The sequence below is a fragment of the Tenacibaculum gallaicum genome (assembly GCF_003387615.1).
In the GTDB taxonomy this organism is placed as follows: Bacteria; Bacteroidota; Bacteroidia; order Flavobacteriales; family Flavobacteriaceae; genus Polaribacter; species Polaribacter gallaicus.
Map to the genome: position 1 here is coordinate 66977 of NZ_QUNS01000006.1, position 12566 is coordinate 79542.

Annotated in this window: 12 protein-coding genes; 4 read left to right on the plus strand and 8 right to left on the minus strand. The window is 32.2% G+C overall.

The window, feature by feature from the left end; genetic code table 11:
- Positions 1-26 precede the first annotated feature (26 nt).
- The 5 genes from C7448_RS11545 to C7448_RS11565 form a co-directional block, all read right to left on the minus strand.
- Positions 27-647: a hypothetical protein gene (locus C7448_RS11545; protein WP_115901539.1), complete on the minus strand. Its 621-nt coding sequence runs from the start codon at positions 645-647 to the stop codon at positions 27-29.
- Between the two features lie 19 nt (positions 648-666).
- The gene (locus tag C7448_RS11550) at positions 667-1215 is read right to left on the minus strand and encodes an NUDIX hydrolase (RefSeq protein ID WP_115901540.1); all 549 of its coding nucleotides are present in this window, start codon (positions 1213-1215) and stop codon (positions 667-669) included.
- A gap of 62 nt (positions 1216-1277) precedes the next feature.
- The gene (locus C7448_RS11555) at positions 1278-2366 is read right to left on the minus strand and encodes a M42 family metallopeptidase (protein ID WP_115901541.1); all 1089 of its coding nucleotides are present in this window, start codon (positions 2364-2366) and stop codon (positions 1278-1280) included.
- Between the two features lie 25 nt (positions 2367-2391).
- A complete protein-coding gene (locus C7448_RS11560; protein ID WP_115901542.1) occupies positions 2392-3222 on the minus strand; it encodes a lysophospholipid acyltransferase family protein in 831 nt (276 codons plus the stop codon).
- 59 nt (positions 3223-3281) lie between these two features.
- Positions 3282-3908, minus strand: a complete 627-nt coding sequence (locus tag C7448_RS11565) for an NUDIX hydrolase (protein ID WP_115901543.1) — start codon at positions 3906-3908, stop codon at positions 3282-3284.
- A gap of 102 nt (positions 3909-4010) precedes the next feature.
- Here C7448_RS11565 and C7448_RS11570 point away from each other — a divergent pair, with 102 nt between their 5' ends.
- Positions 4011-4304 (plus strand): hypothetical protein, encoded by a 294-nt coding sequence (locus C7448_RS11570; RefSeq protein ID WP_115901544.1) that lies wholly within the window; start codon positions 4011-4013, stop codon positions 4302-4304.
- 72 nt (positions 4305-4376) lie between these two features.
- Here C7448_RS11570 and C7448_RS11575 read toward each other — a convergent pair whose 3' ends face one another.
- Complete coding sequence (locus tag C7448_RS11575; RefSeq protein WP_115901545.1) at positions 4377-6950, minus strand: endonuclease; 2574 nt, start codon at positions 6948-6950, stop codon at positions 4377-4379.
- Between the two features lie 172 nt (positions 6951-7122).
- Between C7448_RS11575 and pheT the strand changes: the two genes are divergently transcribed.
- The 3 genes from pheT to C7448_RS11590 all read left to right on the plus strand — a co-directional run bounded on the left by pheT (position 7123) and on the right by C7448_RS11590 (position 11279).
- The gene (pheT, locus tag C7448_RS11580; protein WP_115901546.1) at positions 7123-9549 is read left to right on the plus strand and encodes a phenylalanine--tRNA ligase subunit beta; all 2427 of its coding nucleotides are present in this window, start codon (positions 7123-7125) and stop codon (positions 9547-9549) included.
- Between the two features lie 62 nt (positions 9550-9611).
- The gene (locus C7448_RS11585; protein ID WP_115901547.1) at positions 9612-10661 is read left to right on the plus strand and encodes a quinone-dependent dihydroorotate dehydrogenase; all 1050 of its coding nucleotides are present in this window, start codon (positions 9612-9614) and stop codon (positions 10659-10661) included.
- A gap of 3 nt (positions 10662-10664) precedes the next feature.
- Entirely contained in the window at positions 10665-11279 is a 615-nt protein-coding gene (locus C7448_RS11590; RefSeq protein WP_115901548.1) for a LysE family translocator, read from the plus strand.
- Between the two features lie 2 nt (positions 11280-11281).
- On the opposite strand, the gene C7448_RS11595 is transcribed toward C7448_RS11590, so the two are convergent.
- Positions 11282-11812, minus strand: a complete 531-nt coding sequence (locus C7448_RS11595; RefSeq protein ID WP_115901549.1) for a YfiT family bacillithiol transferase — start codon at positions 11810-11812, stop codon at positions 11282-11284.
- Positions 11812-12498, minus strand: a complete 687-nt coding sequence (locus C7448_RS11600; RefSeq protein ID WP_115901550.1) for a tetratricopeptide repeat protein — start codon at positions 12496-12498, stop codon at positions 11812-11814. Before C7448_RS11600 ends, C7448_RS11595 begins: the two co-directional genes overlap by 1 nt.
- Positions 12499-12566 lie beyond the last annotated feature (68 nt).

Here is a 12566-nt window from a genome sequence, read left to right on the forward strand (position 1 = left end):
CCACCTTGTTTTAAATTTTTGAGGTATTATTTATAGGTGAATGTAAAAGATACAATCTTTGTAGTGTTTGAAATCGTGGACTTTTTCTTTTGCTCAAGACAGTTTTTTTTGTTGTCTTTTGAAGTACATTCAATATTGATTGTATCTACAGGAATACTGTATTTATCAGCAACCACAATTTTTGAAAGTTGACCATTTTTATATTGGTATTGATGTGTGTAAAATGTAGAGAAGTTATCCACTATTTTATCAATCAAACCATTTTTAGTGTAATGCACAATAACTTCATTTTGTTTGTACTGTTTTTGAGTATAACAACTAATGCGTTCTTGTTGATTGGGTTTCCATCGTGTTTTACAATAATACGGAAGCTTGTTTGGGTACGAACGTTTTTCAAACCACAACCGTTTTTCAGTTTCTTCTAACATATTACCAAGACTGTCTACAGTTTTTGAAATTTTTATACGTCCGTTTTTAGTAAAATGTAGGTTTTTTATTTGAACTAACTTTTTTTGATTGTTTTCTATTACATAGGTTTCTTCTATCATGCTCTTAATATCACTTGAGAAGCCATGTTTTTTTAAATATTGTTTAGAAGCACAAGATTGCAGTAGATAAATTAGTAAACAAAATAGTAACTTTTTCATTTTAAATGAAATTAGGTTACTATAATATACTAAGTTTTTTTAGAATTTGATTGTGAACAAAAGAATAATAGTCTTGATGTTGAGGAAGTAATAAGTTTTCGTAGTCTTTAGTGTGTAATATTGTTTCTAAGCTAAATAATTTTAAAGCTGCTACTTCTTCTTGCTGAAGTGTTAACTCTTCAATAGGAGTGGTTAATTCAGCAATAAACACATGATGGAATTCATTATCTATAATCCCATTTGGATGGTTTACCATGTGCTTTCTAGCTCCTATTTTATCTAAGTCTTCTGGAAGGATGTCAAAACCAATCTCTTCTTTTATTTCTCTAGTTGCTGCTGTTTTAATGTCTTCACCAGCAGCAATATGACCAGCCACAGAGATGTCCCATAAACCAGGAAATACTTTTTTGGTTAACGCTCTTTTTTGAAGTAGTATTTTATAATCAGAAGTATATAACCAAACATGGATAGTGGGGTGGAAGTAGCCTTTTTTGTGAGCCTCAGATTTTAAGCAGGTTTTTCCTGTATAATTTCCATTTTCATCAACAATATCTATAAGTTCATCCATGAGGAGCGTTGATTAAAAAAGCGTCATTACTTGTTCGCAATGACGCTTGATTATTTTTTACATTATTTAAAGTAAGAGAAGTTTTCTCCGTCTTCAATTTTTAATAAACTTTCGTAAATCATTTTAATTACGTTTTCAACATCTTCACGGTGTACCATTTCAACCGTAGTATGCATGTAACGTAAAGGCAATGAAATTAAAGCTGAAGCAACACCGCCGTTACTATAAGCAAAAGCATCAGTATCTGTTCCTGTAGCTCTAGATAGTGCAGAGCGTTGGAAAGGAATTTTGTTAGCATCAGCAGTATCAATAATTAAATCACGTAATTTTTGTTGTACAGCTGGTGCATATGCTATCACAGGACCTTTACCTAACTCTAAATGACCTTCTTTTTTCTTATCAATCATTGGAGTAGTAGTATCATGCGTTACATCGGTAACAATAGCTACATTAGGTTTAATTGTTTCAGTAATCATTTGCGCACCGCGTAAACCGATTTCTTCTTGAACTGAGTTTGTAATATATAATCCGAATGGTATTTTTTTCTTGTTTTCGTGTAATAAACGAGCTACTTCGGCAATCATAAATCCTCCCATACGGTTATCTAAAGCACGACACACAAATTTATTTCCGTTTAAAATATGGAATTCATCTGGGTATGTGATAACACAACCTACATGTACTCCTAATTCTTCAACTTCTTCTTTGGTACTACAACCACAGTCGATAAAAATATTGTCTGGTTTTGGAGCTTCTTCTTTGGCTTTGTTACGTGTATGAATAGCTGGCCACCCAAAAACACCCTTTACAATTCCGTTTTTAGTGTGAATATTTACAATTTTACTAGGTGCTATTTGATGGTCACTACCTCCGTTACGGATTACATAAATTAACCCGTCATCAGAAATATAGTTTACATACCAGGAAATTTCATCAGCATGTCCTTCAATAACTACTTTATATTTAGCATCAGGATTAATAACCCCTACAGCAGAACCATAAGTATCTGTAATGAACTCGTCAACATAAGGTTTTAAATAGTTCATCCATATTTTTTGCCCTTCCCATTCATACCCAGTAGGAGCAGCATTATTTAAATATTTTTCTAAGAAGTCTAATGACTTTTTATTTAAAATAGATTTATTAGTCATAACTTAAACGTTAATTTTAATTTTGTTAATCTTTGTTTTCTTTAGGTTTGTCAGCTCCCCAAAAACGTCTTTTTTCAATAAATTCTTCTTGCTCTTTCAGTTGTTTGGGTGTTAATACCTTTAAAAAAGAGGGGTGCTGCTCTATAGCATATTCAATTCTTTCAATAATGTTAGCCACGTCCTCATTTTCGTAATCAATGTCTAAAGGTTCTTTAATAACCATTGATTGCAGTACGTTACGCTTTTTTATCATCAATCCTTTTTTATCAAAAGAACGTCTAAACCCGTCAATAACTATCGGGACTACAATAGGTTTAAAGGTTTTAATAATATGAGCTGTACCACGACGAATAGGTTTAAAAGGCGTAGTTGTACCCTGTGGGAAGGTAATTACCCAACCGTCATCTAAAGCCTTTCCTATATTAGAAATGTCAGACATTTTGACTTGTCTGTTAATATTTTTACCAGCGCTTCTCCAAGTTCTTTCAACAGAAACAGAACCTACATAAGCAAAAATTTTAGGAAGTAATCCAGAGCGCATCGTTTCACCTGCGGCAACGTAATATATGTTTAATTTGGGATTCCATAAATAGCCTACATTTCTAATATTATCATCCCTACCTTTTAAGGCAGCATTAAATACATGAAACATTGCAGCCACATCAGCAAAATACGTTTGATGGTTGGAAATAAATAGTACTTTTTCGTTGGGGAGATTTCTTAAAACATCCATTCCCTCTATTTGTAGGTCATTAAACTTACGGTAACGTCCGTGAGAAATAACTCCGAGAATTTGTATCAAAAACCTTTTAATGAACAATATATGTCCAAAAGGATTCCTTTTAAATAAAGGCATTTTTATAGTCAAGTTTTATTAGTGTAAATGCTAAATTACAAAAGAAAAATATAAAAAAACTATTTAAATAAATCTTTAATTTCTGAAAGCATCATGGCAGTAGCACCCCATACAATGTAATCGTTTAATTTAAAGCATGGTACCTCAATGTTTTTCATGTATGAGGTTTCCATTTCTACTGAAGTTAAGTTTGAGTCGTCTAGTAAATCAGCTAATAAAACTTCAATTACTTTTGCAACTTCTTCATTTGGTGCAAAGTGAGGAGTGTTTTCTGAAACTCCTATAAATGGAGCTACTAAAAAATTACTAGGAGGAATATAAGCATCAGAAGTTTGTCGTATTATTTCAATAGATTTATAGTGCACACCAACTTCTTCATAGGTTTCACGTAAAGCCGTGTTTTGTAAGTTTTTATCTTCTTTATCAAACTTACCACCAGGAAAGCTAATTTGCGATGAATGTGCTCCATTATAACTTGCTCTTTCGGTAAGTAAAAAACGAGTTTGATTACTGTTATCAGGATAAAATAATGCTAAAACAGCTGCTTTTCTAGGATTTTTACTTTGTATTAATTCTTCTGAAAATCGTGTTCTTAGTTTGGGAGCTAATTTAAATTGAGATGTTAAACCACCCAATTGTTTTTGCTGTAATTTTTCTATTTGATTGATGAAATCAGAAAAAGTCATTCGTTTTTAGTATTTTAGAACAAACTTATCAATTTACAAGATAAAAGTTATAAATTTTGGCTTGAATTTTGATTTGTGGGGTGTGGAATTAATTTAATATCAATGAATAAAGAAAAAAAGTATCAAAAGCTAGCATTAAGTTTGTTGTTTGACGCTATTGGGTATGTGTCTTATTTAATACCTGGGTTTGGAGAGCTGTCAGACATTGTTTGGGCGCCAGCATCAGCGTACATAATGACAAAAATGTATAAAGGAAACAAAGGGAAAATAGCAGGAGTTATTGCTTTTATTGAAGAAGCAATGCCTGGGTTAGATGTTATACCAACATTTACCCTTATGTGGCTATATACTTATGTTTTTTCTTCAAAGGAAACAAAAACTACGATTGAAGTTTAGTCTTTTAAGTCGAATAAAAAAATAAAGAGCTTCCAAAACTGGAAGCTCTTTTTAGTATTCTATAACTATAAACTATTTCTTGATGATTTTTTTTGTAAATGACTTTTGACCGTCGTTTACTTCAAGAATATAAATTCCGTTATGAAGGTTTGAAATGTTAAGATTGTTATGAGTAACTTTTCCTGTTAAAACTTGTTGACCTGTTAAGGTTGTAACTTTAAAAGTAGCATTTCTGTCATCTGCTAATTTAATTTTTACGAAATCAACACTAGGATTTGGTGAAATGCTAGCATCAAAAATAGAAGCTTCATTACCTAACTTTCCATCGATGGTTATATTGTGATTCATTATACCTTTAGAGCTACTACCTATGTTAACAGTATAGTCTTCCACTTCTCCATAAGAAAAGTTTTCACAAGGTGAAGGAGCTGCATCCCATTTCATAGAAACACGCATTCGTGTAATTCCTGATGAAGCAGAGGTAGGTACAGAAAAGTTATATGATAAATTACCAGAGCTAGATGAAGAGCCACTAACTACTTCCTCAGAAGATTCAAAAGTTCCGTTTTTATTAAAATCTATCCAAACTTTCCAATATTCAGTATAAGAAGAACTAGAAAATCCTGCGCTTACTACAATACTATTACTTCCATAAGGTAAATTTCCTGTTAAAGAAGTAAAGTCTCCATATCCACCATTTCCTCCAGTAGTATTTGAAATTCCTCCAATAACAACGTTGTCAATCCATTCATAACTTACATTATTCCCTTTTGTACTACAATAAGAAACTGTGTTTGCTAAAGTTGTTACATTTACTGTATTACTTGCTGAAGAAACATTATTAGCTGCATCTTTTGCTTTTACAGAAAAGTTATAACTTGTAGAGGTTGTTAATCCATTAACAGAATAGCTCGTAGTGGTAACAGTTGTTATTTTTGTACTTCCTTGATAAACATCGTACCCAGTAACACCAATATTATCTGTTGATGCAGTCCAGCTTAAGTTAACAGAAGTTTGTGTGATGTTAAAAGCTGCAACATTAGTTGGTGCAGATGGAGCAGTTGTGTCTGGAGTAGCAGTTCCGCCATCAATGTTATGGTTTCCCAAGCCACTAAATGTATCTTTAGCTAAGATATCCCATTCAGAAGTTGTATAAGAACTATTAGGAGATGTAACAGAAGATTTTCTTTGCATTGTTTTATCTTGTGCAAAAGTTGACGAACTATTAGGATCTCCAATCAAATCGATAAGGGTACTTCCTTTGAATAAACCAACAGCATCGTTTCCGTTAAAAGATATTACGCCAGTATCTGTTCTGTCAGCTTTATTTAATATCGTACTAGAAGCGTTGTTATTAGCGATAACGTACACATTACCGTTTGTTAATTGACCACTTAAAGTTAATGTATTGGTCCATCCACCACCATTGGCAGCTTTCTTTAATGAATAACCAGCTAAGTTTACAGTAGCTCCAGTGAAATTAGCAATTTCAAGGGCTTTATTATTTGAAGAACCTTCTACATATTCAGAAATTAATAAATCTGTAGCTGTTCCATTTCCTCCACCTGAACTAGTGTCAGTTGTCATAGAAACTGAATTACTTGAAGAAGAAATATTGTTGGCAGCATCTTTAGCTTTTACAGAAAAAGTATAATTAGTAGCCGCTGTTAAACTTGTAACAGTATAAGAAGTTGAAGAGGTTGTAGTTATTTTAGTAGCTCCATTATATACATCATATCCAGTTACGCCAACATTGTCAGTAGATGCAGACCAAGTTAAGTTAACTGTAGTTTCTGTAATGTTAGAAGCGGATAAGTTAGTAGGAGCAGTAGGAGCTTGGGTATCTGATCCATTACCGCCATCAAATAAATCTTCAGCTTGAGGTCCTCCCCATATTTCAGTGGCAAATGCAGGATTATCGATAAAAGGATTACGGTTTCCTTGAATTCCTTCTAAAATAGGATTGCGTTGCTTTTCAAAGTCAGATACTGGATCATCTACATTCCACTGAATAAACATAGCAAGCATATTAGCATCTGAAGCCATTGTTGATCCTGTACCAACACCCGAAGGTAAACATTGGTTACCGTAACGTAAATACATATACATCATCATACGAGCAACATCACCTTTCCATTCATCTCCAGGGTACCAACCTCCAGAAACACTACCAGCATTACCAGAACCATTTGCAAATTTTTTACTACCTCTTTGAGAGTTGAAAGAAATATCAGCAGGTCTTAAATGATGAGCATCTGCTCCCGGTCCAGAAGTTCCTAAATTAGGACTTCCTAAGGATTTAGGGTATACATGTTCTCTGTTCCATTGTGTACCAGCACTACCACCATTAGCATTTTTATCTCTGGTTCTGTCAGTAACGTAGTTTCCATCAGTATCATTATAACCATAAACTAATAAAACCTTACTAGCGTCGTTAGGATCTAAATCAGTTTGTTTTAGTGCATTCCACACACCAGGAGTGTAAGATAAATTGGTTGTATGTGTATTGATAATTTTTGTAGCTAATTCATTTTTTAATGCTGAACCAGATAAATTCAAGTTTACATCGTTATAATATGAAGGGATTTGAGAAAAAACCGATAAAGAAGCTATCAATAAAAAGAAGAGGAGTAATTTATGTTTCATAATATTTTCTTGAAATGTTAAAATTTTGTTAACCTGTTACAAATCAATAAAAAATATAATTTTCCAATGTTACCAAAAGGTTAATAATCAGTTGTATATCTTTTGTAGATAACTAGTTTATAGTTTTTCCTTTATTTTGCGTAAATTTGCACGCTAAAATTAGAGATTGATTATGAAGATATCATACAATTGGTTACAACAATTTTTACAAACAGATTGGGAAGCTGAGAAAACAGGTGAGTTATTAACTGATTTGGGTCTTGAAGTTGAAGGAATAGAAACTGTAGAGAGTATTAAAGGAAGCCTAAAAGGAGTTGTCGTAGGAGAGGTGAAAACTTGTGAAAAGCATGAAAATGCAGACAAGCTAAAAGTTACTACTGTTGATTTAGGAGATGGTAACCCTGTACAAATTGTATGCGGTGCACCAAATGTTGCGGCAGGTCAAAAAGTTCCTGTAGCTACAGTTGGGACTATATTGTATGATGAAAAAGGAGAAGGGTTTAAAATTAAAAAAGGAAAGATACGAGGAGAAGTAAGTCATGGGATGATTTGTGCTGAAGATGAATTAGGTTTAGGACAAAGTCATGATGGTATTATGGTGTTAGACGAGAGTTTGGTTCCAGGTACTCCGTGTTCAGAAGTTTTTAATATTGAAAAGGACCACGTTTTTGAAATTGGTTTAACACCAAACCGTGCAGATGCAATGAGTCATTACGGTGTTGCACGCGATTTAAGAGCTGGATTGATTCAACAAGGAACAAACATTGAATTGATTTCTCCATCTGTATCAGATTTTCATGTAGATGAACGTACTCATAAAATTGATATAGAAATAGAGGATAAGGATTTAGCACCTCGTTACTGTGGTATTACTATTAGTGATATTGAAGTAAAAGAATCGCCAGAGTGGATTCAAAATAGATTAAAAGCAATAGGCTTAGTTCCTAAAAACAATATTGTAGATATTACAAATTATGTTCTACATGAATTGGGACAGCCATTACACGCTTTTGATGCTTCCAAAATTAGAGGAGGAAAAGTAGTTGTTAAAACTTTAGAAGAAGGAACAAAGTTTACAACATTAGATGATGTAGAAAGAGAATTATCTTCTGAAGATATTATGATTTGTGATGCTGATGATAACCCATTGTGTATTGGTGGTGTATTTGGAGGAGCAAAATCAGGAGTTACAGAACATACAACTTCTATTTTCTTAGAAAGCGCCTATTTTAACCCTGTATCAGTAAGAAAAACAGCGAAACGCCACGGATTAAATACCGATGCGTCTTTCCGTTTTGAAAGAGGAATTGATATTAACACGACAAAATATGCTTTAAAGCGTGCTGCTTTATTAATTGAAGAATATGCAGGAGGAAAGATGTCTTCTGATATTTTAGACTTTTACCCCGTTAAGATTGAAGATTTTGAAGTATTCTTATCATTTGAAAATGCTTATAAGTTAATAGGGCAAGAAATTCCGAAAGAAACTATTAAAAAGATTTTAGCTTCATTAGATATTAAAATTAATAGTGTTACAGAAGCAGGTTTAGGTTTAGTAGTACCGTCTTACCGAGTAGATGTACAACGTGAAGCTGATATTATTGAAGAAATCTTACGTGTTTACGGATATAACAACATAGAGTTTTCTCATAAATTAAATACGTCAATTTCTTTTGATAGTGATAAAGACGTAAAAATTGAAAACATAGTAGCAGACCAGTTAACATCGTTAGGGTTTAACGAAACCATGGCAAACTCGTTAACGAAAGCTGATTATATTGAGTTGTCAGAGAACTTAAAAGCTGATTTCAACGTTGAAATGTTAAACCCATTAAGTAATGACTTAAAAGTAATGCGTCAATCATTACTGTTTAGTGGTTTAGAATCTGTAGCTTACAATATTAATAGAAAGAATAACTCATTAAAGTTTTATGAGTTTGGTAAAACCTATCATAAATACGAAAGTGGATACCAAGAAGACAAACATTTAACATTGTTTGTTACAGGAAACAGAACGCAAGATAGCTGGAAGGTAGCTACGCAAGTATCAGACTTCTTTTATGTTAAAGGAATTGTAACAGCCTTGTTAAGTCGTTTAGGAATTGAGAAGTTAAAAACCACCCCAACAAAAACAGATGTATTTTCTGAAGGTATTACCTTAAGTTTAGGGAAAACTAAGTTGGTAGAATTAGGTGTTGTAAAAAGAACAGTCTTAAAAGAGTTTTCGGTTAAACAAGAAGTATTATTCGCTGACTTTAATTGGCAGAATATTTTAAGTTTAGTAGGTAACAAAAACATAAAAGTAACTGATTTACCTAAATTCCCAGCTGTAAAGCGTGATTTAGCGTTGTTACTAGATAATACAATTGAGTTTAAAGAAATTTATAACTTAGCATTTCAATCAGAAAGAAAGCTTTTAAAAGAAGTTGATTTGTTTGATGTGTATGAAGGAGACAAATTACCAGAAGGTAAAAAGTCGTATGCAGTAAGTTTTGTATTGCAAGATGAAAACAAAACTTTAGCAGACAAACAAATAGATAAGATAATGCAGAAACTACAGCAAACATTCGAAAAGAGTTTAGACGCTGTATTACGATAATTCAGAAGCTCCATTTTTGGAGCTTTTTTTATATTTAACAACCGAAGATTATAATTACAACAATGTACAAATTACTTATTCGCCCATTTTTTTTCCTTTTTGATCCTGAAAAAATTCACCACTTTACATTTTCGTTAGTGAAGTTTTTATCGAAGATACCAGGAATGTTGTCTATTTTTAGAGGAATGTATCAAGTGAATGATAAAAAATTAGAGCGTAATTTATTCGGGTTAACTTTTAAAAATCCAGTAGGGTTAGCAGCTGGATTTGATAAAAATGCAGTTTTGTATAATGAGTTAGCTAATTTTGGTTTTGGTTTTGTTGAAATTGGTACGGTTACACCTAAAGGTCAAGTAGGAAACCCGAAGAAACGTTTATTCCGCTTAAAAGATGATAAAGGAATTATCAATAGAATGGGATTTAATAACGAAGGGTTAGAAGCAGCCATTGAACAATTAAAAAAGAACAAGGGAAAAATTATTATAGGAGGAAATATTGGAAAAAACACCAATACAGCTCCTGAAAACTACACAGAAGATTACGTAACGTGTTTTAAAGGGTTACATCCATATGTAGATTATTTTGTATTGAATGTAAGTTGTCCAAACGTATCTAGTCACGCAAAGTTAGAAGATGTTGATTATTTAAAGGAATTAATCACTGAGGTGCAAAAGATTGGTAAAGAATTATCGGTTGCTGAGCGTAGTCGAAGCAAACCAATTTTATTAAAGATTGCACCAGATTTAAACAATCAACAATTAGATGAAATTATTGAGTTGGTAGCAGAAACTAAGATTGACGGAGTTATAGCGTCGAATACTTCAGTAAATAGAGATAATTTAAAAGCTTCTAAAAAACGTTTACAAGAAATAGGTAACGGTGGTGTAAGCGGGCAACCGGTTAAAAATAGAAGTACCAAAGTAATTCAATACTTAGCAGATAATTCTAATAAAGCATTTCCAATTGTTGGGGTAGGAGGCATTCATTCTGAAAAAGATGCCTTAGAGAAGTTTAAAGCAGGAGCAGATTTAGTTCAAATTTATACAGGATTTATTTACGAAGGACCTAGTTTGGTAAAAAGAATCAATAAAGCTATTTTAGCTGAAAGTTAATTTATGCTAGAAACCCTCATCTCTTTTGTATTAGCGACTGCTACTTTGGCTTTTTCTCCTGGACCTGATAATATTTTTGTATTAACCCAAAGTATTGTCAACGGTAAAAAATATGGATTGGCTACCGTTGTTGGCTTAATGACAGGGTGTATCATTCATACAACTCTAGTTGCTTTTGGAGTTTCAGAAATCATCAATCAGAACCCGAGTTTATTTTTTATTATTAAATTATTCGGAGCAGGATATTTGTTGTATCTAGCATATCAAGTGTATAAAAGCGACGCAAAAATTGCTTTTTCTACAGATAATGTTCAGAAAAAATCAACATTACAATTATTCAAAACAGGTTTTTGGATGAATGTATTAAACCCTAAGGTTACGATTTTTTTCTTAGCATTTTTTCCTCAGTTTTTATTTTCTGACACCTTGTCAAATGTTATCCAGTTTTATGTATTAGGTGGTTTGTTTATTTTAATATCGTTTGTAATCTTTTCTTCAATAGCTATTTTAGCAGGAAAAATTTCCGATTACATCAAACAACATAATAAAATAGGAGTATATTTAAAATGGGCGCAGATTGTAGTTTTTGTAGGTATTGCTCTGTTGATTTTAGTGTAAACTTAACACCAATTATTTCTAATTAATAATTGCTCAATATGAGCATAATGATGGTTACAATGCCAAGCATAAATACCTATATTTTCTTTTAAACTGACTTCTTCATTTCCGTCAGGATGGATAAACGATTTATTTAATTCATCTTCAGTTAAACCTTTTAAGAAGTAAACCCATTTAGCGTGTAAAGCTTTCAAAACATCTAAAGAAAGTTGTATTGGAGCATTTTTTGAATCAAACAGTTCAGCCCAACGGTCTTCAAAATACGCTTTTATAACAGGTTTGTCTTCCGTAAGAGTCCATTTAAAACGTGTGTAAGAGTTATGATGACTATCGGCACAATGATGGATTACTTGTCGGATAGTCCAACCATTTTTTCTATATGAAGTGTCTAATTGTTCTTCAGATAAATTAGAAACTAGTTTTTCCAGCCCTTCAGGAAAGTTTTCAATTATAGCAATCCATTCAGCAAGGAGTTCAGAAGAAATTTCATTAGGAATGTTAGGTTTACCAATAGGGTATTTTAATTGCTTCATTACTCTTGATTTTTTGAAGTCAGTTTTTCTAAGTTTCTCTTAGAGCTTCTGTTTTCAGGATTGATGGTAAGTGCTTTTTTATAGTATTCAATAGCTTTTACAGTGTCTTTCATTTTTGCATAAGCATCTCCAGTACTATCGTAGGTATTAGAACTATTAGGGTATAGTTCAATATTAATTTTAAAAACATTAATAGCATTTTCAAACTCATCTTTTCTAAGATATTGATATCCTAATCTATTTAAGTTTCGCTCTCTAATTACGGGGCTTAAACTATCTTTTATTTTAATGGCTTTATAACCTTTTAGAGCTGCTTCAAAATTACCATCAGCCAAATGTTCGCTTGGTGTTTTTTCTCCTTTTTTTAGTTTTTTAAATACATATTTTTTGCCTTCATGTTCACGTTTTACAGCCAACTCAATTTTATTATGAGAAGTATTAAAAATTAGCTTTTCATTCAATTCTCGAACATAAAAAGAAGAATCATTAACTTTTAAAGGCTCTAAATTTTGATTACGCCATTTTATGAGTAATTTATTAGTATCATCAAAAGTAACTTCTATAATTTCATCAGCATTAAAATAATAGCGTCCAGCGGCTTTTTTTATAAATTCTGGGGAGTTTGATTTAGAAGTACAACTAGCAAATACTAGTATAAAGGAAAGGAATAAAAGTTTAATTTTCATTTTTTTGTTAGTTTTTATTGAAAATGATATTAGTAAGACGACTCGGAATAAAATAAGTTACAATTTAA